The 19,812-nt window shown below is 62.8% G+C and carries 23 protein-coding genes; 5 read left to right on the plus strand and 18 right to left on the minus strand.

From position 1 onward, the window contains the following. Positions 1 to 176: 176 nt before the first annotated feature. Complete coding sequence (locus AF337_RS26150) at positions 177 to 653, minus strand: MarR family winged helix-turn-helix transcriptional regulator (RefSeq protein ID WP_063844350.1); 477 nt, start codon at positions 651 to 653, stop codon at positions 177 to 179. Between the two features lie 58 nt (positions 654 to 711). Between AF337_RS26150 and AF337_RS26155 the strand changes: the two genes are divergently transcribed. Then, a complete protein-coding gene (locus AF337_RS26155) occupies positions 712 to 1,131 on the plus strand; it encodes a cupin domain-containing protein (RefSeq protein WP_049734398.1) in 420 nt (139 codons plus the stop codon). A 90-nt stretch (positions 1,132 to 1,221) separates the two neighbouring features. Here the strand turns inward: AF337_RS26155 and AF337_RS26160 are convergent, their stop codons facing one another. The 8 genes from AF337_RS26160 to AF337_RS26195 form a co-directional block, all read right to left on the minus strand. Beyond that, positions 1,222 to 1,677 (minus strand): cytochrome c-type biogenesis protein, encoded by a 456-nt coding sequence (locus AF337_RS26160; protein ID WP_049734577.1) that lies wholly within the window; start codon positions 1,675 to 1,677, stop codon positions 1,222 to 1,224. Positions 1,678 to 1,862: 185 nt separating this feature from the next. Beyond that, positions 1,863 to 3,860, minus strand: coding sequence for a heme lyase CcmF/NrfE family subunit (locus AF337_RS26165; RefSeq protein ID WP_049734399.1), 1,998 nt, complete (start codon positions 3,858 to 3,860; stop codon positions 1,863 to 1,865). Continuing rightward, a complete protein-coding gene (gene ccmE, locus AF337_RS26170) occupies positions 3,857 to 4,324 on the minus strand; it encodes a cytochrome c maturation protein CcmE (protein ID WP_049734400.1) in 468 nt (155 codons plus the stop codon). Before ccmE ends, AF337_RS26165 begins: the two co-directional genes overlap by 4 nt. Then, positions 4,321 to 5,493, minus strand: a complete 1,173-nt coding sequence (gene ccmI, locus AF337_RS26175) for a c-type cytochrome biogenesis protein CcmI (protein WP_049734401.1) — start codon at positions 5,491 to 5,493, stop codon at positions 4,321 to 4,323. Before ccmI ends, ccmE begins: the two co-directional genes overlap by 4 nt. 90 nt (positions 5,494 to 5,583) lie before the next feature. Beyond that, entirely contained in the window at positions 5,584 to 6,009 is a 426-nt protein-coding gene (locus tag AF337_RS26180) for a hypothetical protein (RefSeq protein ID WP_049734402.1), read from the minus strand. A gap of 118 nt (positions 6,010 to 6,127) precedes the next feature. After that, entirely contained in the window at positions 6,128 to 7,531 is a 1,404-nt protein-coding gene (locus AF337_RS26185; protein WP_049734403.1) for a sensor histidine kinase, read from the minus strand. Continuing rightward, positions 7,521 to 8,192 carry a response regulator transcription factor gene (locus AF337_RS26190; RefSeq protein ID WP_049734404.1) on the minus strand — a complete coding sequence of 224 codons (672 nt, stop codon included), beginning with the start codon at positions 8,190 to 8,192 and terminating at the stop codon, positions 7,521 to 7,523. Before AF337_RS26190 ends, AF337_RS26185 begins: the two co-directional genes overlap by 11 nt. 54 nt (positions 8,193 to 8,246) lie before the next feature. Then, positions 8,247 to 8,495, minus strand: a complete 249-nt coding sequence (locus AF337_RS26195; protein WP_049734405.1) for a hypothetical protein — start codon at positions 8,493 to 8,495, stop codon at positions 8,247 to 8,249. A 541-nt stretch (positions 8,496 to 9,036) separates the two neighbouring features. On the opposite strand from AF337_RS26195, the gene AF337_RS26200 reads away from it, so the two are divergent. Further along, positions 9,037 to 10,290 carry an MFS transporter gene (locus AF337_RS26200; RefSeq protein WP_193393661.1) on the plus strand — a complete coding sequence of 418 codons (1,254 nt, stop codon included), beginning with the start codon at positions 9,037 to 9,039 and terminating at the stop codon, positions 10,288 to 10,290. Between the two features lie 243 nt (positions 10,291 to 10,533). Here AF337_RS26200 and AF337_RS26205 read toward each other — a convergent pair whose 3' ends face one another. Together AF337_RS26205 and AF337_RS26210 are read right to left on the minus strand one after the other, a co-directional pair. Further along, positions 10,534 to 10,839: a Dabb family protein gene (locus AF337_RS26205; protein ID WP_012557062.1), complete on the minus strand. Its 306-nt coding sequence runs from the start codon at positions 10,837 to 10,839 to the stop codon at positions 10,534 to 10,536. A 19-nt stretch (positions 10,840 to 10,858) separates the two neighbouring features. Further along, on the minus strand, positions 10,859 to 11,545 hold the full coding sequence (locus AF337_RS26210) for a chitinase (RefSeq protein ID WP_049734406.1): 687 nt from the start codon (positions 11,543 to 11,545) through the stop codon (positions 10,859 to 10,861). Positions 11,546 to 11,701: 156 nt separating this feature from the next. Between AF337_RS26210 and AF337_RS46120 the strand changes: the two genes are divergently transcribed. Then, complete coding sequence (locus AF337_RS46120; protein ID WP_280138871.1) at positions 11,702 to 11,833, plus strand: hypothetical protein; 132 nt, start codon at positions 11,702 to 11,704, stop codon at positions 11,831 to 11,833. Positions 11,834 to 11,871: 38 nt separating this feature from the next. Here AF337_RS46120 and AF337_RS26215 read toward each other — a convergent pair whose 3' ends face one another. The 4 genes from AF337_RS26215 to AF337_RS26230 form a co-directional block, all read right to left on the minus strand. Then, positions 11,872 to 12,426, minus strand: coding sequence for a TetR/AcrR family transcriptional regulator (locus AF337_RS26215; protein ID WP_049734407.1), 555 nt, complete (start codon positions 12,424 to 12,426; stop codon positions 11,872 to 11,874). A gap of 27 nt (positions 12,427 to 12,453) precedes the next feature. Next, positions 12,454 to 12,915: a nuclear transport factor 2 family protein gene (locus AF337_RS26220; RefSeq protein ID WP_049734408.1), complete on the minus strand. Its 462-nt coding sequence runs from the start codon at positions 12,913 to 12,915 to the stop codon at positions 12,454 to 12,456. Positions 12,916 to 13,021: 106 nt separating this feature from the next. Beyond that, positions 13,022 to 13,975, minus strand: coding sequence for a pyridoxamine 5'-phosphate oxidase family protein (locus tag AF337_RS26225; RefSeq protein ID WP_049734409.1), 954 nt, complete (start codon positions 13,973 to 13,975; stop codon positions 13,022 to 13,024). 60 nt (positions 13,976 to 14,035) lie between these two features. Then, positions 14,036 to 14,647 carry a glutathione S-transferase family protein gene (locus AF337_RS26230; protein ID WP_049734410.1) on the minus strand — a complete coding sequence of 204 codons (612 nt, stop codon included), beginning with the start codon at positions 14,645 to 14,647 and terminating at the stop codon, positions 14,036 to 14,038. Positions 14,648 to 14,784: 137 nt separating this feature from the next. Here AF337_RS26230 and AF337_RS26235 point away from each other — a divergent pair, with 137 nt between their 5' ends. Continuing rightward, positions 14,785 to 15,711, plus strand: coding sequence for a LysR family transcriptional regulator (locus tag AF337_RS26235; protein WP_049734411.1), 927 nt, complete (start codon positions 14,785 to 14,787; stop codon positions 15,709 to 15,711). On the opposite strand, the gene AF337_RS26240 is transcribed toward AF337_RS26235, so the two are convergent. Together AF337_RS26240 and AF337_RS26245 are read right to left on the minus strand one after the other, a co-directional pair. Then, entirely contained in the window at positions 15,681 to 16,049 is a 369-nt protein-coding gene (locus AF337_RS26240; RefSeq protein ID WP_049734412.1) for a DUF983 domain-containing protein, read from the minus strand. The two genes, AF337_RS26235 and AF337_RS26240, sit on opposite strands and share 31 nt — an antisense overlap. 211 nt (positions 16,050 to 16,260) lie before the next feature. Then, positions 16,261 to 17,664: an aminotransferase-like domain-containing protein gene (locus tag AF337_RS26245; RefSeq protein ID WP_049734413.1), complete on the minus strand. Its 1,404-nt coding sequence runs from the start codon at positions 17,662 to 17,664 to the stop codon at positions 16,261 to 16,263. A gap of 289 nt (positions 17,665 to 17,953) precedes the next feature. Here AF337_RS26245 and AF337_RS26250 point away from each other — a divergent pair, with 289 nt between their 5' ends. After that, positions 17,954 to 18,859 (plus strand): S1C family serine protease, encoded by a 906-nt coding sequence (locus tag AF337_RS26250; RefSeq protein WP_049734414.1) that lies wholly within the window; start codon positions 17,954 to 17,956, stop codon positions 18,857 to 18,859. A gap of 25 nt (positions 18,860 to 18,884) precedes the next feature. On the opposite strand, the gene AF337_RS26255 is transcribed toward AF337_RS26250, so the two are convergent. Further along, positions 18,885 to 19,772 carry a LysR family transcriptional regulator gene (locus tag AF337_RS26255; RefSeq protein WP_049734415.1) on the minus strand — a complete coding sequence of 296 codons (888 nt, stop codon included), beginning with the start codon at positions 19,770 to 19,772 and terminating at the stop codon, positions 18,885 to 18,887. Positions 19,773 to 19,812 lie beyond the last annotated feature (40 nt).

The raw sequence follows: 19,812 nt of genomic DNA on the forward strand, positions 1-19,812 counted from the left end.
CAGTCTTGAATCTGATTTGCTCACCTTTGGGAATCCCAAGAGTCCACGACTCCTAGCCCTTTGTTTTTATGCATGTCGTTATCCCGGAACCGCTGCACACTTCCGGACGACATGCATTAATAGGTTCTCGAACCGTTTTGAGACGTCTCTTACCGCCGTCGCAAAGTTGAGTTTTTTCAGTGGCTTGCCGGTTCTTGTGCTTTGGTCGACAGCTGCTTCAACACATCTACGAAGTCATCGAAGCGCTCCTTTCCAACCTCTTTGGACCATTGCTCATGCAACTGCCGAAGACATCCGAAAATGGCTACGACGACTTCATGTCCCCGTGGCGTCAGATAGACCAGTCGGCGATCGCTGCCGTCGGCTGCACGACGCTCGACATAGCCCAGGTCTTCAAGCTGGCTGAGCAGATAATTCACAGCTTGTCGCGACATCCGCTTCTGACGCGCGAGTTCGGACGGTCTCGTGCCATCCGGCAGCGGAAACGAGAACACAGCAAAATGCGCCTCCTGGAAGTCGGCAAAGCCCGCCTCGTGAATGGCTTGCAGCATGCGTTCGCGCACATGCTGCCAGACAATGCGCAGCAGCGCGCCAAAAAACGGCGGACCGGGCAACGCGTCGGGAATTGAATCCGGGGGCAATGGGATTGACATATATGTAAAGCCACTTTACGTTTTGATGTAAAGTTACTTTACATTGTGGGGGCCTTAGATGGAAGCGGTACGAAACGATATTGTGCGGATCGGGCAACTCGAACTGCGTTTTCTCATCAGTGAGGTCGGCGCGACGGTGTTCGAATTCACAGTGCCATCCCGGGCGCGCGTTCCCGCTCCGCACAGTCATCGGGATGCAGACGAATTCCTCTACGGCCTTGAAGGCGCGCTCACCGTCATTGTCGACGGGCAAACGCGCGAGATTCGCGCCGGCGACGCCATATTCATTCCGCGAGGGGCAGTGCACCATCACGAGAACCTGCATGATGGCACAGCCAAGGTCTTGGCGACCATCACGCCGGGTACAATTGGACGGCGTTATTTCGAGGAAATTGCCGAGGTGGTGAACGTGCCCGGCAAACCGGACCTCGCGAAGGCCAATGAGATCATGCTCCGCTACGGACTGGTCCCGGTCTGATCAGGTCACCCAAGCTTCACAATTTTGCGGTTGATTGCGCATCACCCCGCCGCGCGCGCACGTCACGCTGGAGAGTTGCCAGCTGGCCAGTTATTTTTTCAGAAGCTCGCTCAGCTTCGCCTGTTCGTCCGCCGTCAGCTTGCTGCCAGTCGGTTTGCCAGCCCTTTTGCGCGCAAAGACCAGCAGCGACAGTCCGCCGGCGAGCACCAGCAGCACCGGAGCGCCCCAGAGCAGCACCGTCTTCATACCGACACGCGGCTTCAGCAGCACGAATTCGCCGTAGCGCGAGACGATATAGTTCAGCACCGCCTCGTCGCTGTCGCCATCGGTGATGCGCTCGCGCACCAGCAGGCGCAGGTCCTTGGCGAGATCGGCGTTGGAATCGTCGATCGACTGGTTCTGGCAGACCATGCAGCGCAGTTCCGCCGAAAGGGCCCGCGCCCGGGCTTCCAAAGCCGGATCAGCCAGTACCTCGTCGGGATTGACGGCGAAGGCGGAGAAGGGTGTGAAGAGGATGAACAGGATGACGAGGAGTCGGGAGAGCAGCCGCATTCCCCTTCTCCCCTCGGGGAGAAGGTGCCCGACAGGGCGGATGAGGGGGCGGCCACTCGCAGCAAAAACGACCTTTCGCTTGCGCTCAAGCTCCTCGCGGCTCTGCCGCTCGGCCCCCTCATCTGCCCTTCGGGCATCTTCTCCCCTGTGGGGAGAAGGGGGAAAAAGGAGAGAGCCCATCATTCCGCCGGCTCCATTGCAGGCGCTGCCGGCTTTGCCGCCTTCGCCTTCCTGCGTGGCGCGCCGACGCGCAGACGGCGGTCGCTGAGGGAGACGAGGCCGCCGAAGGCCATGATCAAAGCGCCGCCCCAGATGCAGAGGATGAACGGTTTCCACCAGATGCGCACGACGATGCCGCCGTCCTTGGTGGCGTCGCCGAGCGAGACGTAGAGCTGGCTGAGGCCGAAGGTCAGGATGCCGGCCTCCGTCGTCGGCATCTGGCGGGCGGTGTAGAGGCGTTTGGCCGACCAGGTATCGGCAACCGCGACACCGGCGCGGCGGATGGTGAAGTGGCCGCGCTCCTCGGTATAGTTCGGCCCGGTCGCCGGCTGCATGCCGTCGAAATGCAGGCTGTAACCGCCGGCATCGGTGGTCTCGCCGGGCTTCATCTCGATGACATGCTCGGTCTGGAACGTCGTCACCGCGACGATGCCGAGCACGCTGATGCCGAGCCCGGCATGGGCAAGGGCGGTGCCGAAGGCCGAACGCGGCAGGCCGGTCAGACGGCGCCAGGCGACATTGCCCGCGACCTTGCCGACGCCGGCGCGATACCAGAGATCGGCGATGGACCCGAAAACCAGGAACAGCCCGGCCGCGAGCCCGAGCACTGAGAGTACCGGCCCGCCATGCTGGAGATAGAAGAAGATCACCGCGGCAGCGAAGGCGAGGCCGGCGACGACATAGAGCCGCTGCAAAACGCCGAGCAGGTCGCCGCGCTTCCAGGCCAGCAGCGGCCCGAAGGGCACGATGACGATCAGCGGCGCCATCAGCAGGCCAAAGGTCAGGTTGAAGAAGGGCGGCCCGACGGAAATCTTGTCACCAGTGAGCGTCTCCAGCAGCAACGGGTAGAGCGTGCCGGTGAGCACCGTGCCGCAGGCGACCGTCAGGATCAGATTGTTGACGACGAGCGCGCCCTCGCGCGAAATCGGCGCAAACAGCCCGCCGGCCGAAAGCTTCGGCGCGCGGAAGGCAAACAGCGACAGCGCCCCGCCGATGAAGATCAGCAGAATGCAGAGAATGAAGACGCCGCGGGAGGGATCGCTGGCAAAGGCATGCACCGAGGTCAGCACGCCGGAGCGCACCAGGAAGGTGCCCATCAGCGACAGCGAGAAGGTGAGGATGGCGAGCAGCACCGTCCAGATCTTAAGCGCCTCGCGCTTTTCCATGACGAGGGCCGAATGCAGCAGCGCGGTGCCGGCAAGCCACGGCATGAAGGAGGCGTTCTCAACCGGATCCCAGAACCACCAGCCGCCCCAGCCGAGTTCGTAATAGGCCCAGTAGGAGCCCATGGCGATGCCAAGCGTCAGAAAAGTCCAGGCGGCGAGCGTCCAGGGCCGCACCCAGCGGGCCCAGGCGGCGTCGATGCGCCCTTCCAGGAGGGCGGCGACGGCAAAGGAGAAACAGACGGAGAAGCCGACATAGCCGAGATAGAGCAGCGGCGGATGGATCGCCAGACCGATATCCTGCAGGACCGGATTGAGATCGCGGCCCTCGGCCGGGGCCGGATCGAGCCGCAGGAAGGGATTGGAGGTCAAAAGGATGAACAGCGTGAAGGCGACCGAAATCCAGGCCTGCACGGCCAGCACATTGGCCTTCAGCGTCTCCGGCAGGTTGCGCCCGAAGACGGCGACGAGCGCGCTGAACAGCGTCAGGATCAGCAGCCAGAGCATCATCGATCCCTCGTGATTGCCCCAGACGCCGGAATATTTGTAGATCAGCGGCACCAGCGAATGCGAATTCTCCCAGACGTTCTCGACCGAGAAGTCGGAGACGACATGGGCATAGGTCAGAACCGCGAAGGCGAAGCACACGAGCAGGAACATTGCCAGCGAACCTGATGTCGCCACATCCATCATCGCCCGGTCATGGCGGCGCGCGCCGATGACAGGGACGACCGAAAGAATGAGCGCCGTCGCCAGCGCCAGCACCAGCGCGTAATGGCCGATCTCGATGATCATTGCGTCGCCTTCGCCTCCTCACCCTGACCCTCTTTCCACAGCCCCTGCTGCTTCAGCCTGTCGGCCACATCCTTCGGCATATAGGTCTCGTCATGCTTGGCAAGCACGGTATCGGCGGTAAAGACGTTGGTCCCCGGCGCAAACATGCCTTCGGTGACGACCCCCTGCCCCTCGCGGAAGAGATCGGGGAGGATACCGGTATATTGGACCTTCACGGCATTGGCGCTGCCGTCGGTGACGGAAAATTCCACCGTCGAGCCGGCGCCGCGCACGACGCTGCCTTCGCCGACCAGGCCGCCGAGCCGGATGCGGGTTTCCGGCGCCACCGGCGTCTTTGCCAGATCGGCCGGCATGTAGAAATAGGCGACCGACTGGCTGAAGGCGAACATCACCAAAAGCACGGCGGCGGCAATGAAGCCCATGCCGCCTGAAATCACCGCCAGGCGCTTCTGCTTGCGCGTCATTCAGCCAATCCTTCCGTTGATATGCCGAGTTCCTTGGCCATCGCCAGCAATTGCCTGCCCTGTTCACCCGCCGGCGGAAAGGCCGCAAGCCCGCGCTTCAGCGCAGCGGCGGCATGATCCTTGTCGTTCAAGACGGCGTAAGAGCGGACGAGCCGCACCCATCCCTCGAAATTGTTCGGTTCTGCGCTGAGCTTGGCATCGAGGCTTTCAACCATGCCGCGGATCATCTGCTGCCGGTCGCCGGCGCTCATGTTTTCGGCCGCCGCCACATCCTGCGGCGTGGGATTGCCGGGGGCAGCCGTATCGGCGCCCGGGGCAGCCTGATTGGCGCCCGGGGCAGCCGCACCGGCCGGCGCGCCGCCATTCATGGCGATATGCTGGTTGACCAGCGGCAGCCAGGGCGCATCGGCCGGCGATTGTTTCGCCAGCGCCTCGAAGGCGCCGCGCGCCTCATCGGACCGCCCCGCCTGCTCCATGCTGAGGGCTACGTAGAAGCGGGCGCGCGGATTATCCGGTTCCAGCGCCAGCGACTGTTCCAGCACCTGACGCGTCTCCTCCGTCACCACGCCGTCGGCGACCGCCATCAGCGTCTCGGCAAGGCCGTCGAGCCGGGCGGGGCTTGGGCCGAGCAGCCGGATGGCGTTGCGATAGGCCACTTGCGCATCGTTCACCCGCATGGTGCGCAGATAGATCGGCGCCAGCACGTCCCAGCCCTTGCCGTCATCGGGGCTTTGCGCCAGATGCCGTTCCGCCTTGGCGATCAGCACCGCCACATCGTTGCCGGGATTTTCCAGCCGCGCTTCCAACGGCTGCGAGGGCAGGTCCGGCCTGCCCGTCGTCAGATAAAGACAGAGCCCGAGAAGCGGCAGCACCAGCAGCACGAAGGCTTCGGTGAAACGGTGGTGCCGCAAGGGTTTCGGTGCCTCTTCCGGCTCGCCGGCAGAAACGGCGATCAGCCGGCGACCGACTTCCGCCCTGGCATATTCGGCTTCTTCAGGCGTGATCAGCCCGCCATTGAGATCGCGGTCGAGTTCGCGCAACTGATCGCGATAGACCGCCGCCTCACCCGCACGGATATTCTCAGCCACCTTCGCACCGCGCAGAAGGGGGTAGAGCAGGACAGCGGCGACGACTGCCGTCAGAACGGCAACGAGAATCCAGAACAGCATATCGGCCCAAATACGTGAAGCGGGCCGCCATTCCAACTGCCAAAGCCGGAATGACGAAGATTTGAGGCTATAAGCCGCAATTCACCTGATTCAGCCGAGCGGCGACCAGCTGCCATCCTCGTTGCGGCAGGCAGCGCCCCGCACCACGGTGTCCTTGCCGTCGACGGTCAGCGTATGGGTATATTGCCGGCAGTTCTGCGAGCCGACCTGATAGGGTGCGGCGGCGACCACCTTGCCGGTGACGTCCTTGCCGGTCCACAGCACCGGCTGGCCGACGGCGGCACCTTCCAGCGCCCGATATTCCGCCTCCAGCGCCCGCTGCTTGTCGCTGTCGTTCAGCGTCACGCCGCTGCGGCCGGCGAGGCCGCCTTGCAGCGCGGTGAGGAAGGCGGCCGAGGCCGAGGGCTTGCTCGAAAAAATGCCACGTGAAGCGGCACCCTTCGTCGTCGTGCAGCCGGTGAGCGCGACGGCGACGAGGAGAGCGGAAGCGATCATGCCTTGCGAGCGTAAAATCATTGCGTCGAACCACGATCAGGGGTCAATTTCAGCCGATCGAAGTGCAGCGTCCCCGTGTCAGCATTAAGGCAAAGCATGCTATACATTTGCCAGTATCTTTGTGACATCAAGCAGTTGCTCATGCAACATCCTTTGTGATGCCGGGCAGGATAAGCTTCGCCTTGAGCCCGCCCCATTCGCCGCGGGACAGCTCAAGCCGTCCTTGATACTCACTCGAAATCTCGGTGACGATCGACAGGCCAAGCCCGGTTCCGGGCTTGCTCTCGTCGAGCCTGCGGCCGCGCTTCAGCGCCTCGCGGATCTGATCGGGCTCCAGGCCCGGTCCGTCATCCTCGACGGCGAGCTCCACCCAGTGGCGGCGCGCGCTCGCCTCCGCTCCCCTGACGTCGTCGCCGGCCTCGACGGCCGAAAGCCGGACCTTGCTCTTGGCAAAACGCGCCGCATTCTCCAAGAGATTGCCGACGGTCTCCTCGAGATCCTGCTGCTCCATGGCGACGGCCAGATGCGGCGGCGAGACGACGAGATCGAATTCGGTATCGACGTTCAACCGGCGCATGACGCGCACCAGCCGCTCGAGCGCCGGCTCGGCATCGGTGCGGGCAAGCACGGATTCGCGCTGGGCGGCGATACGCGCCCGGTTGAGATAGGACTGTACCTGCCCCTGCATCGATTCCGCTTGGCTGCGCACCAGTTCGCCATGGGATTTTTCGAGCACGCGCGCCTCATTGAGGAGCACGGCGATCGGCGTCTTCAGCGAATGCGCGAGATTGCCGACCTGCATGCGGGCCCGCTCGACGATGCGGCGGTTGCTGTCGATCAGTGCGTTGACCTCGTTGGCGAGCGGCAGAATCTCCCGCGGGAAATCACCTTTCAGCTGCTCGCTCTCGCCGGCGCGGATGCGCTCCAAGGCGGCGCGTGCCTTGTCGAGCGGCTTCAGGCCATAGAGAATCGCCAGCGCATTGACGATCAGGCTGCCGACGCCGAAGCCGGCGAGCGCCAGATAGAGGCTGTGGGAAAAGGTGCGCACGTCGTCCTCGACGACATCGACATTGCCGGTGACGCGGACGCGCGCCGCTCGCCCGTCTGTGTCGAGCACCACTTCGGTTTCGGCCACCTGCACGCGGTTTCCGGAGGCATCCGTCACCTGGTAGTAGCGTTCGTAATTCTTGTCGAAGGGCGCCTCGACGACTGAAGGAACCGGAATCAGCGCGGAGCCGAGCGAGGGCGATACCAGCGGCGCCGTCGTATAGGTGCCGAGCGGCTCCACCACCCAGTACCAGCCGGTCTTCGGCTGGGCAAAACGCAGGTCGCCGAGCTGTGGGCTGCCGCTGAGCGCACCCTGATCGCCTATCGTCACCGAGTTGATAACGTTATAGAGCTGCGCCCGCAACAGATCCTGGAAACCGCGCTCGGCGCTCTTGCGATAGAGGGTGGAGATCAGCAGGCCGATCACCACAAGCGCCACTGTCGACCAGACCGTGGTCAGTAGCAAAACACGTGCGGTGAGCGACTTAATTCGCATGTTTCGGCGCTTGGATGCGGTAACCGAGACCGCGCACCGTTTCGATCAGATCGACGCCCATCTTCTTGCGCAAACGGCCGACAAAGACTTCGATCGTGTTGGAATCGCGGTCAAAATCCTGGTCGTACATGTGCTCGACCAATTCGGTGCGCGAGACGACCTCGCCCATGTGATGCATGAGATAGGCAAGCAGGCGGTATTCGTGCGAGGTCAGCTTCAGCGTCGTGCCGTTGACTGTCGCCTTCGAGGATTTTGTATCGAGCCGTACCGGTCCGCAGATGATTTCGGATGAGGAATGCCCGGCCGCACGCCGGATCAGCGCCCGAATGCGCGCCAGCACTTCCTCGACATGGAAGGGCTTGGTGACGTAGTCGTCGGCCCCTGCGTCGATGCCGGCGACCTTGTCGCTCCAGCGGTCGCGCGCCGTCAGGATCAGCACCGGCACGCCGCGGCCGGCGCCGCGCCATTTTTCAAGAACGGAGACCCCGTCCAACTCCGGCAGGCCGATATCGAGAATGATGGCGTCATAAGGCTCGGTATCGCCGAGGAAATGGCCTTCCTCGCCGTCGAACGCCTGATCGACGACATAGCCCGCCTCCTTCAGCGTGTCGGCCAGTTGCCGGTTCAGATTGACGTCGTCTTCGACTACCAGAATGCGCATCGGTCCGCCTTCGTCCGCTTCATATCGATGATGTCCTGAATAGACCGATTCCGCCTACATCGGAACCTTTACCGTCACCTTGCGTGGGCGCTGGCCGTTGCCCGACACCAGAACGGTGATGATACAGGTATCGCCCACCGGCTGCACGGACAGGAGCTGACCGCCCGTCTGCTCGACGACCTGGGCTGCGGCAGCGCTGCAATCGCCTGCTACGCGATGAATGAGGGTGCCCGCGCCATCCGGTGAGGGCGCCGATACCACCAGTCCGGCGGCCAATGCTGCGACGCTCAGAGGAAAGGCCATGTGCTATGCTTTCAAGGTAATGCCAACGTGCCCCGAATATGTACTCACGCGACCTGAATGGCAAATGAATGCGCTGTAATACAGGGCATTTAGAACCATTCTCGATTGCTGGCGGCGGCTGCTACCGCGGCACCTTCGGCGACCTTCTCCGCGTGGGAAAAGTCTTCGGCACCAGGCGCATACGGAGCGCTGGGGGTGGATGCTCGGGTCAAGCCCGAGCAGGACGGAGGGTGGGGATAACGACCTGCAAGAAGCGGGATGTGCGGAGGAATTCCATCAAAATCGTCGGGGCGGATTTGCGTGGGAATTGCGCAAAACAAGGACGGCAATTCCAACAAAACCGCTGCGCACTTACGGTATTTTCTCCATAGGCTTCCCCACCCTCTGTCCTGCTCGGGCTTGACCCGAGCATCAGGCTTGACCCGAGCATCCATGCCACGGCAGCTGGTGGATGCTGCCGGGAATTGCCATCGCAGCTTTTACCGGCCGATTGAAACTGTTATGTCCTTGCGGCTCCCGCATTCAGGCCATTTCAGCACCCATGCCAAATTCCTTCCGCTTCCGCTCGGCGCAGACGGTCACCGTGCTTGCCGTCACCCAGCTGATCGGCTGGGGCACGACGTTCGACATGCTCGGGGTCATGGGCCGCATCGTGGCGCCCGCTCTCGGCTTGGCGAACGAGGTGGTGTTTGCCGGCCTGACGATCATGATGATGGTCAGCGCCCTCGTCGGTCCCACGACCGGTCGCTGGCTCGCCCGCTACGGCGCCGCCCGGGTGCTTTCGGCCTCATCGCTCACCTTTGCGCTTGGCCTGCTTCTGCTTGCGGCGACAAACGGCGTCGTGCTCTATGCCGCCGCCTGGGTCGTCATCGGCATCGGCGGGGCCTGTGGCCTTTCGGCGCCGGCCTATACCGCCGTTGTCGAGCGCGAAGGGGTAAACGGCAAACGCGTCATCGCCATTCTCATGCTGTTCACCGGCCTATCGAGCACCATCTTCTGGCCGATCCTCAGCCTGCTGAACGAAGCGGTGGGATGGCGTGTCACCTTCCTCATCTGCGCCGGCCTGCAATTCTTCGTCTGCCTGCCGCTGCATCTTTTCGCCCTGCCGAAACCAATCGTGACGCATGTCGACGGCAGCGGGGCAGACATTGCCCCAGTGCCACTGTCGAAGACGGCGCGACGCAAGGCCTTCCTGCTGATTGCCGCGGCGACAACGATCTCGACCTTCATCACCTTCGGCGTCTCGCCATCGCTGCTCGAAATCTTCCGCCAGTCCGGCGCCTCACCAGCCTTCGCGCTGCAGCTCGGTTCGGCACGCGGCATCCTCGGCATCTCGGCGCGTTTCCTCGACATGCTGCTCGGCCGGCGCGGCAACCCCATGCTCAGCGCGGCCACGGGCATCGGCCTGATGATGATCAGTTTCCTGATTTTGTTGGTCGCCGGTTCGTCGACACCGCTGCTCGTCACCTTCGTTCTACTCTACGGCTTCGGCGCCGGCGTCATGACCGTCGCCCGCGCGCTTCTGCCGCTGGCGTTGTTTTCACCCGCCGAATACGGCCTGCAGTCGGCCCGGCTGTCGCTGCCGCAAAACCTCGCCAACGCCATCGCCCCCGTCATCTTCACCGCCATCCTCGACCGTGCCGGCACCGGCCCGGCGCTTATCGTCTGCGCCGCTCTCGCAGCCTTGTCGCTGATCTTCGTGCTGATATTGATGACGATGGTGCGCGGCGCCCACGCGTCGCAGCTGAGGCCGGCCGCCTCTCAAGAACCCGGCCGTCAGGTCAGCCCTTCTTAATATGTCGTGATTATCATCGACATTAGAACGAGTGCGGCTCTCCGTCCACGCGCCGCGACCGTTGCCGCCGCCTGACCATCAGCACGCCGCCGTTTTGCCGAATCTTTTGAATCGCTTGCCGCCGCCTTTTCGAAAGTTGAGTCCGGCGGCTCGGAAGTTGATTGAGGTTCGGCGCGTTCCCGCTGCGCAAAATCATTCATCCAGTTGAAATATCAATGGAATGTGGCAACCGAATGCGGATATTCAAAGCGGCCGCGTCACCGCCGTGCGGCTGTCGTAATCGGCGGCAATGCGCTTTTCGCGGAGCGGCCGCACTCGCTCGATCGAAAGCTGATAATCCGGATGGGCCTTGTAGGCGGCAAGTGCTGCCTCATCGTCAAATTCGCCATAGACCACGAGATCGATCTCGGTGCCCAGCTGATCGGTCTTCACATTGGTGCCGATTTCCAGGAGCCGCGCATGCGGAATGGCGGTCAGGATCGAAAGCCCGGCCCTCACCTCCTGCAGATGTTCCTCCTGCACGGTGAAGAAGACGATATGGCGGATCACGCGAAGCTCCTGTCAGGTTTCAGAGGGTCAGCCGCGCGATAACACGCGCGCCCCAGGCCTTCAACCGCGCGATCAAGCCATGCGCAGCATTGGGACGCATCGCCGCATGGAAGGCCATGGCATAAGCCGCAAGCTTTTCCGCCCGGTCGGTGCCGTTGACGATGCGCCGCGCGTTCACCCAGTCCTCGGTCGCCTCGTTCAGGTGATCGGCAAGCTTGTGGCCGGTAAAGCTGCCTTGCAACATGCCGTCGATCAGGATCGTCACCGCCGCATCCATCTCCATCGCCCGGTCGGGATCGGCAACGAGGTCGATGCCGGTCAGCGTACTCATCGCCTCGTAGTTCCGCTTGTGGGTGAGCTGCACCAGGCCGCGCCCGAGCCAGCAGCGGCCATCTTCATCCGGCCGCCAGTAGGGCGTCTTCACCCAGGAAAGCCGGCCGGCGGCAAAGGCCGTTTCCAGGATTTCGACGGCGCGGGCATCGCTTTGCGCCAGGGTCTCGCGAACCGGCTGCATCGTATAGGCGGTCTCGTGATAGGCGGTTGCGAGGATATAGGCGAGCCACCGCCAGTCGGCATGGGAAAACCGCTCTTCCCAGGCGTCGAGAATCGCCGTCACGCCCACTACCTGAGGATGCGTCATCTCTCCCTTGAAGAGTTCGCCCCGCACCGCATCGAAAAAGACACTTCGGTCCATGTGGACAACCATTCCGCGCTTCCCAGAAATATTGTGGTTAAAACCGCCTTAATCGATTAAAATTCATTTAATCGTTTAAAGTGTTTAAGCCACTGATTTACACACCTTTTGTCTTGTGCAATGCATCTTCGTGCCCTGAAGCCTTGCCGCGAAAAGAGGAGACTTCCGATGCAGACGCCTGCGACTCCGCAAACCACCATTCCCCAGCACCTGGTCGACCAGATGGAAAACGAATGGCGCCAGATTCGCCTTGAACGGGAAAATCCGCGTCCGGCCCCGCAGCCTCAACAACAGCGCTGAGAGATACAGGCAAAGCGGCGCGGATGTAAGGCCAGCCCTCATCGCGTCGCAGCCTCAAACCGCTTCGCCAGCGTTTCCAGCGAGCGGGTAAAGATCAATTCGTCTCCCAGCGCCCGCGCCAAAACCAGCGCGCCTTGAATGCCGGCGACACCTTCCTCTGCGAGCGCTTGCGCCTCTGAACAGCCTGCGCGAGTCAGCGCCGAACGCAAGGCGCCAATCCAGCGGATGAAGTAGTCACCGATCGCCGCCGAAAACCGCTCCCTTGTGTCGTCAAGGGCAAAGGCGCCGACAAGGCAGATGCGGCGGCCGGATCTGAAGTAATCATTCACATTGACCCACATCGCCGCGATCGCCTGGTGGGCGTCGTCCTGTCTCAGCGGCCGATAGATCGCCTGCTCGAACCAAGCGTCGATATCGGCAAGCACGGCGTTAGCCATCTCCTCCTTTCCCCCGGGAAAGAAGTGGTAAAGGCTGCCCTTGCCGAGGCCGGTGCGTTGGGTGATGCGGCTGAGCGACGTCCCTTCGTAGCCGAGTTCGCGGAAAATCTCCGCCAGCAACGGCACGATGTCGGCGCGTTCGTGGACGGTCTTCACCGGCGGAGTTCCTTGGCCTCGTTTGCGTCAGAGGCCAAGCTCGGTCAGACCCGGATGATCGTCCGGCCGCCGGCCGAGCGGCCAGTGGTATTTGCGCTCCGATTCGCCGATCGGCAGGTCGTTGATGCAGGCGAAGCGGCGCTGCATCAGGCCGGCGGCATCGAATTCCCAGTTCTCGTTGCCATAGGAGCGGAACCAGTTGCCGCTGTCGTCGTGCCATTCATAGGCGAAGCGTACGGCGATGCGAGCATCGGTGAAGGCCCAGATCTCCTTGATCAGCCGGTAATCCAGCTCCTTGGCCCATTTGCGGGTGAGGAAGGCGACGATCTCGGCACGGCCGTTGACGAATTCAGCGCGGTTCCGCCAGCGGCTGTCCGGCGTATAGACGAGCGAGACACGCTCGGGATCGCGGCTGTTCCAGCCGTCCTCGGCAAGACGGACCTTCCGGGTGGCGGTCTCAAGGGTGAAGGGCGGGATGAGGCTGGACATTGACGCTCCTGTACTGAACGGCAATCATTGTACCGATCGGTACAATGATTGCAAGATGGCCGAGGCCGCGTTCTGTCTTGGAAGTCGAGAGGCAGCCAAGGCCCCCTCACCCGCGGGAACGGCGCAGCAGATCGGCGCTCTCCTTGCTCCATCGCAGCGGCAGGGCATCCGGGCGAAGCACGATCTTTTCGGGCGAGAAACGCCACAGCCTCTCCGCGTTTTGAAAGGCGGTGATGTCGGGCGAATCCAGCAGCACCTCGACCGTCCCCGTCAGTTGCAGCATGTCGCCGGTTTCGAAATCGATGAAGACCAGCCCGGCCTTCGGGTTGACGAGGAAATTGCCGAGTGTGTTGAAGAAGCGATTGCCGGAAAAATCGGGAATGGTCAGCACGCCGTCGGCACTGAGATGCACGAAGCCGGCATGACCGCCGCGATGCGAGACGTCCACCTGCCGCTCGCCATTGTCGCGATCGACATAGGAGGCGACGAAGAAGGTATCGGCGCCTTCGATCATCCCACGCATGCGATGGTCGAGTTGGCGGGAATGCAGCGGCGCCACCGCTGTCGGCCGATCGGGATCGCGGACAAAGACGGAAGAGCGCGGCTGGATATATTGCGGGCAATTGCCGAAGCTCTGGCCGACGCGCACGCGGAACGCTTCGGCATCCGTCCTGCGGATGACGCCGTTCAGCCGGTTGCGCCGCCGGGTCTCGAGCTGGATGCCGAGCATGGCAATCGCGTCGCCATCCTCCATGCCGTCATCGGCGGGATCGGCCGGGTCGCGCGGCAGGTCGACATCGAGGGCCTCCGGATCGGGCGAGGACATGAAACCCGGTCGCCCAGCCCGCAGCGTTGCCCAGACATCGCCCTTGGCATCGACGGCGCCGAGCACCAGGAAAGGCAGCATTGGAAAGAAAGCCCGGTGCTGCTCCGGCATCGCCTTGCGGACGAAATTCCGCCCAGGCCCATCCATGCGTTCGACGACGCCGACGCTGCGCTGCATGGCGAGTTCGCCCTGATGCCAGGGTGACGACTCGTCCTGTCTTGTCTGCTCCGGCATCACGGCCTCCCTACGAGTACCATTTGGGAAACCGGGACGGTGATCCGTCCCGGCGCAGTCTCAGGCGGCAAGGCCGATCTTCGTCTTGCGAAAGCCGACGAAACCCGGCAGCGCCTCGATACGCGCAAGCCAGGCGCGGACGTTCGGATAGGCCGAGATGTCGACATTGCCCTCCGGCGCATTGGCGATGTAGCTGTAGAGCGCGACGTCGGCGATCACAGGATCGTCGCCGAGCAGGAAGCTGCGGCCGGCGAGCTCCGCCTCGATCAGCGCGAGAATGCGGTGCGCCCGGGCGATCACCTCCTCAACGCGGAAATCGGCACCGAAGACCGTGACCAAGCGGGCAGCGCACGGCCCATAGGCGATCTCACCCGCAGCAACCGACAGCCATTTCTGTATTCGCGCGGCGGCCAAAGCGCCTTCCGGCAGCCAATCGGTACGGCCATATTTGCGCGCGAGATAGACGAGGATGGCAGAGGAATCGGCAATGACCGTGCCGTCATCGTCGAGCATCGGCACCTGGCCAAAGGGATTGAGCTTCAGAAACTCCGGCGCCTTGTGGGCGCCTGCCGCCATGTCGACCTCGACCAGTTCATAGGGCAGGCCAAGCAGCGACAGAAACAGGTGAACCCGGTGAGAATGACCGGAAAGCGGGTGATAGTAGAGTTTCATGATGGTTTCCTTTGGTCTTCCCGAACGACGGGCTTGATGATGGCCGCTTGACCATCTGCGCATAATTTATTGCCTTCCATCTGATTGCAGTAGAATGCTATTCCGGAAGGCATATTCCCAATTTGCGGAAGGATAGAATGGACCGCCTCGACGCCATGACCGTGCTTCTTGCCGTTGTCGAACAGGGTAGCCTGTCGGCCGCCTCCCGGCATCTGCGCTCGCCGCTGGCAACTGTCAGCCGCAAGGTTTCCGAACTGGAAACGCATCTGAACGCCCGGTTGCTGCAGCGAAGCAACCGCAAGGTAACGCTGACCGAAGCCGGCCGCTCCTATGTGGAGGCGGCGCGGGAAATTCTCGATCGGGTGGACGAGGCGGAACGGGCGGCGGCCGGCGAATACAGCGCGCCGAAGGGCGAGTTGACGATGACCGCGCCGATCGTCTTCGGGCGGCTGCATGTCCTGCCCGTGGTGGTGGATTTCCTCAAAGCCTATCCCGATATCAATCTGCGGCTGATGCTCGGCGACCGGCTGTCGAACCTCGTCGAGGATCACATCGATGTGGCGCTCAGGATCGGCAATCTGCCGGACAGCAACCTGATCGCCGTCAGGCTCGGCGCGATCCGCCGCACCGCCTATGCCAGCCCGGATTATCTGACGCGGCACGCCACGCCTCGGCATCCGGGCGATCTTTCCGCACATGACTGCATCACCTTCGAGAGCCTGGCCTCGACGCTGAGCTGGACATTCACCGAGCGAAAACGCGATCTCACCGTGCCGATCCGCTCACGGCTTGCCGTCAATACCGCCGAGGCGGCGGTCGATGCTGCGGTCGCCGGCCTCGGCATCACCCGGGTACTGTCCTACCAGGCCGCCCGCGCCGAGATGGCCGGGCAGCTGGTGCCGCTGCTTGTCGATTTCGAACCGCCGCCGGCACCGGTGCATCTCGTCTATCCCGCGCAGGGGATGGTGCCGTTGAAATTGCGGGCGCTCATCGATTTCGCGTCGCCGCGCCTGCGCGCGACGCTCAACAGATCTCAGGCCAGTCTGCCCTCTTCCGCCTTGTAGAAATATTGACTGGCCACCAGCCAGCCCTTCAGCGGCCTGAGCGGCGGAATGCAGGTAGCGAGCATGAAGGGGCCGGTGACCAGAAGCTGCACCCAGATCGGCGCCGTAAAGGCCACCTCCAGCCAAACGCCGAGCAGCACGCTCGGTATGCAGGCAAAGCAAATGACGAAAAAAGCCGGACCGTCGGCCGGATCGGCAAAGGAATAATCGAGGCCGCAGGCCTCGCATTCCGGCTGCAAGGTCAGGAAACCCTTGAACATATGGCCCTGGCCGCAGCGCGGGCAGCGCCCCCTGATGCCGGTCTGCAGCGGAGGAAGCGGGGGATATTCGGTCTCCATAATGATCACACCTTATTCTGCGCGGGCATAAAACCAATCAATGCCCAACAATGAATGCATTCAATGCAAATACATTGTTGGGACATTGCCAGTCAACTCGTCAGAATGCCGCAGATGTCGGCAGGGCGGCCGACCGCAGATCGCGCAGACATGATGGAAGGGTTGGAAGGACTTATAACTTGCCTAAAGGCTTCGCGGCGGCGTTGCCGGGTCAGAAGAATGAAGCCGCCATTTCCGGCGGACCCTGAAGCGCATGGGCCATAAATTCCAGCGCGCCCTGCAGTTTGTCCCGGGTGATCGGGCCGCCGAGGCAGACCCGCACGGCCTCGGGCGCTGCGCCCTCGACCGTGAAGGCATCACTTGCCACGACGCCGATGCCGGCGGAGCGCATGTGGCTGCCGAAGGTGGAGCGGGTCCAGCCGTTGGCGAGCGGCAGCCAGATGTTGAAACTGATCGGATCGGCGCGGTAGCTGCCTTCAGGCAGGATGGCGGCGACCATCTGCTGACGCGCGGCGGCCTCGGTGCGGATGAAGCATAGGATCGCATCGGCAGTGCCGTCCTCGATCCAACGGGTGGCAAGCGCCAGGGTCAGCGGCGAGGCCATGACATTGTTGGCGCGCATGGCGCTGACGAAAGGCCAGACGGCCTTGCTATCCGGCGCTACGACATAGGCAAGGCGCAGACCGGCGCCGATGCATTTCGCCAGGCCGCCGATATGCCAGGTGAGATCGGGGGCTATTGCCGCGAGCGGCGCCGGGCCCTGCTGCGGAATGAAGCCGTAAGCATCGTCTTCGACGATCGGCACGTGATATTTGCGGGCAACCGCTGCGATTTCCTCGCGGCGCCTGGCCGGGATGGTCAGCGTCGTCGGGTTCTGCAGCGTCGGATTAAGATAGAGCGCCTTCGGCTTCAGCCGCTCGCAGGCTCTCGCAAAGGCGTCCGGCAGGATACCGTCCTCGTCCATTGCCAGGCCAGTCAGATTGAGCCGCAACTGGGCAGCGACCGAACGCATGCCGGGATAGGTGATGATTTCCGAGAGCACGGTCTCGCCCGGTTTTGCCAGCAGGCCGAAGATCGCCAGCAGGGCCGGATGGGCGCCGGGGGTGACGAAGATCCGCTCCTGCGAGGGCCCGAGCCCGCGACGGCTGAGCCAAGCGGCGGCGGCCTCTTTGTCGATCTCGGAACCGCCGAAGCCCTGATAGCGCAGAAGCGGAATGAGGTTTGCTGCTACTGCCGCCATGCCCTCGCGCATGCGGGCAAGCAGTTCCGGATCATCCGGTTCCGGCGGCATGTTCATCGAGAAATCGACGACGGATGCGCGGCGCGGATCGGGCGCGGCGTCAAGCGCGAGACCCTGGCGCTCCCCGTCCGCGCGCCCGGTGACGAAGGTGCCGCGGCCGACATGCGAATCGACAAGTCCGCGCTTCTGCGCCTCGACATAACCTCTCGCCACCGTGGTGAAATCGACATTCAGCCGCTTGGCGAGTTCGCGCTGCGGCGGCAGCCGGTCGCCGGCCACCAGGTGGCCGCTGCGCAGATCCATTTCGATCACATCGGCGATCGCCATATAACGGGGGCTGCTGCTGCGCCCGAGATCGGGATGCCAGTCTTTCATGTCGTAATCCGTGCAGCCTGAGTCTTGATGGGATTGACTGTATATTGTTGCACGATGACGCTGTCACCCAAAATATCCTGTCCGGAAATTGGGTGCCGGCAGCGGATGGCATGGCGCGGCTTTTTCCATGCGATTTGATTGCCCATTGGATGCATTGCGCATTGGGTTCCAGCGGCTTGGAAATTCCATCGGCCATAGCCTTGCCGCCGCCCACCCATCTTCTTACCTATTCAAGACAGAGTGCGCCGGATTTTCCGCCTCTCGCGCCGGCGCCTATCGGGATGAAAGCATGAATATCGATCCGATCTTGCGGTCAGTCGTGGCCGTTCGTTCTTCCATTCCGGACGATGCCTTCACAGCGGAGACGCTGGGCACTGTCCGGGAGGGCAGCGGCGTGGTCATTCGCGACAATGGGCTGGTGCTGACCATCGGTTATCTCATTACCGAGGCCGAAGAGGTCTGGCTGACTACCCATGACGGGCGCGTGGTTCCCGCGCATGCCCTTGCCTATGATCAGGAAAGCGGTTTTGGCCTGGTGCAGGCGCTTGGGGTTCTGAATGCGCCGGCAGTGGATCTCGGCGACGCGGCAAGCGCCAAGCCCGGCGATGCCGTCGTGCTTGCCGATGGCATCGGCGAATTCGTCGAGGCTAATATCGTCGCCCGGCAGGAATTCGCCGGCTATTGGGAATATCTGCTTGATGAGGCGATCTTCACGGCGCCGGCCCATCCCTCATGGGGCGGTGCGGCGCTGATCGGTTCGGACGGCAAGCTACTGGGCATCGGTTCGCTTCGCCTGCAAATGAGCCAGGGCGACGAGGTCGCCGATATCAATATGGTCGTGCCGATCGACCTTTTGACGCCGATCCTCGACGATCTGCTGAACCGCGGCCAGGTCAACAAGCCGCCGCGGCCCTGGCTCGGCGCATTCTCCGCCGAGAGCAATGGCGGCGTGGTGGTGATGAGCGTGGCCGAAGGCGGTCCGGCCGCCCAGGCTGGTCTGCGCCAGGGCGATATCATCTCGGAGATCCGCGACGAAGAAGTCGACGGCCTGGCGGATTTCTACCGCAAGGTCTGGAGCAGCGGCCCGGCCGGCGCCGAGATCCCAATGCGGATTCTCAGGAACGGCCGGGAGGCCTGGCTGCGCATCAAGTCCGCCGACCGCAACAGCTTTCTCAAGAAGCCGCAGTTGCAGTAACTCGCCGCTGCTGCTTCCACGGATTCTACCGGCGGAGATCTCCGGCGATCCAGCCGATCGCGGCCTTCACCCGGCGCGGCACGAATTGCCGCGACGGGTGCACGGCATGGATCGGCAGGCTGTACTTTTCCCAATCGGCGAGCACCTCGGTCAGCCGCCCGGCGGCGATGTCTTCCTCTACCAGGACCAGCGGCGCATAGACTATACCGGCGTCCTCAACTGCGGCAACGCGCATGGCTTCGCCATTGTCGATACCGATATTGCTGTCGATCTTTGCCGCCAGCACCCGTCCATCCTGATCTTCGAAATGCCATTGATCGCGCGGGACGAGGTTGAGGCTTAGGATGCAGCGGTGCTGTTGCAACTGCTCGGGATGTGTCGGCACGCCGTTCTTGCCGAGATAACCGGGAGAGGCGCAGCAGACGAAGCGATAGGTGCCGATCCTTCTTGCGATCAAGGACGATGGCCGCAGATGCGCCACCCGAATGGCAAGGTCATAACCCTCAGCGATCAGATCGACGTTCCGGTCCGTAAGATTGAGATCCAGACTGATAGCGGGATGCTGATTGGCAAAGCGAGCAATGGACGATGCCAGCCGCTTGACGCCGAGCGTCGTCGGGCCGCTGATGCGGAGGTGGCCGGATATTTCGTGGTTGGCTGGGCCGGCGAGGTCGTTCAACTGCTCCAGCTCATCGATGACCTTGCTCGCTCTCTCCAGAAATCTGAGGCCGATCTCGGTCAGCCTCTGGGTTCGCGTGGTGCGCTCGATCAGCTTGACACCATAGTCTGTTTCCAAAGCCTGAATGCGCCGGCCGACCATGGCGGGCGACAGGTTGAGCCTGGCGGCAGCTTTGGCGAAACTACCTGATGTCGCGACGGCGACAAAAGTCTTCAAATTGGTGAGATCGGTCATTCGATACTTTTATGCAATTATATACCGCCATTCAATGCCA

This window comes from Rhizobium ecuadorense, assembly GCF_001187535.1.
GTDB lineage: Bacteria > Pseudomonadota > Alphaproteobacteria > Rhizobiales > Rhizobiaceae > Rhizobium > Rhizobium ecuadorense.

Excerpts from the sequence above, each read along its gene's own strand:
- AF337_RS26150 (WP_063844350.1), bottom strand. The coding sequence starts at position 653 with ATGTCAATCCCATTGCCCCCGGATTCAATTCCCGACGCGTTGCCCGGT.
- ccmE (WP_049734400.1), bottom strand. The coding sequence starts at position 4,324 with ATGACGCGCAAGCAGAAGCGCCTGGCGGTGATTTCAGGCGGCATGGGC.
- AF337_RS46120 (WP_280138871.1), top strand. The coding sequence starts at position 11,702 with ATGCAGACGCCTGCGACTCCGCAAACCACCATTCCCCAGCACCTGGTC.
- AF337_RS26185 (WP_049734403.1), bottom strand. The coding sequence starts at position 7,531 with ATGCGAATTAAGTCGCTCACCGCACGTGTTTTGCTACTGACCACGGTC.
- AF337_RS26230 (WP_049734410.1), bottom strand. The coding sequence starts at position 14,647 with ATGAAACTCTACTATCACCCGCTTTCCGGTCATTCTCACCGGGTTCAC.
- AF337_RS26155 (WP_049734398.1), top strand. The coding sequence starts at position 712 with ATGGAAGCGGTACGAAACGATATTGTGCGGATCGGGCAACTCGAACTG.
- ccmI (WP_049734401.1), bottom strand. The coding sequence starts at position 5,493 with ATGCTGTTCTGGATTCTCGTTGCCGTTCTGACGGCAGTCGTCGCCGCT.
- AF337_RS26235 (WP_049734411.1), top strand. The coding sequence starts at position 14,785 with ATGGACCGCCTCGACGCCATGACCGTGCTTCTTGCCGTTGTCGAACAG.
- AF337_RS26245 (WP_049734413.1), bottom strand. The coding sequence starts at position 17,664 with ATGAAAGACTGGCATCCCGATCTCGGGCGCAGCAGCAGCCCCCGTTAT.
- AF337_RS26210 (WP_049734406.1), bottom strand. The coding sequence starts at position 11,545 with ATGGTTGTCCACATGGACCGAAGTGTCTTTTTCGATGCGGTGCGGGGC.
- AF337_RS26225 (WP_049734409.1), bottom strand. The coding sequence starts at position 13,975 with ATGCCGGAGCAGACAAGACAGGACGAGTCGTCACCCTGGCATCAGGGC.
- AF337_RS26190 (WP_049734404.1), bottom strand. The coding sequence starts at position 8,192 with ATGCGCATTCTGGTAGTCGAAGACGACGTCAATCTGAACCGGCAACTG.
- AF337_RS26200 (WP_193393661.1), top strand. The coding sequence starts at position 9,037 with ATGCCAAATTCCTTCCGCTTCCGCTCGGCGCAGACGGTCACCGTGCTT.
- AF337_RS26220 (WP_049734408.1), bottom strand. The coding sequence starts at position 12,915 with ATGTCCAGCCTCATCCCGCCCTTCACCCTTGAGACCGCCACCCGGAAG.
- AF337_RS26195 (WP_049734405.1), bottom strand. The coding sequence starts at position 8,495 with ATGGCCTTTCCTCTGAGCGTCGCAGCATTGGCCGCCGGACTGGTGGTA.
- AF337_RS26250 (WP_049734414.1), top strand. The coding sequence starts at position 17,954 with ATGAATATCGATCCGATCTTGCGGTCAGTCGTGGCCGTTCGTTCTTCC.
- AF337_RS26165 (WP_049734399.1), bottom strand. The coding sequence starts at position 3,860 with ATGATCATCGAGATCGGCCATTACGCGCTGGTGCTGGCGCTGGCGACG.
- AF337_RS26240 (WP_049734412.1), bottom strand. The coding sequence starts at position 16,049 with ATGGAGACCGAATATCCCCCGCTTCCTCCGCTGCAGACCGGCATCAGG.
- AF337_RS26180 (WP_049734402.1), bottom strand. The coding sequence starts at position 6,009 with ATGATTTTACGCTCGCAAGGCATGATCGCTTCCGCTCTCCTCGTCGCC.
- AF337_RS26255 (WP_049734415.1), bottom strand. The coding sequence starts at position 19,772 with ATGACCGATCTCACCAATTTGAAGACTTTTGTCGCCGTCGCGACATCA.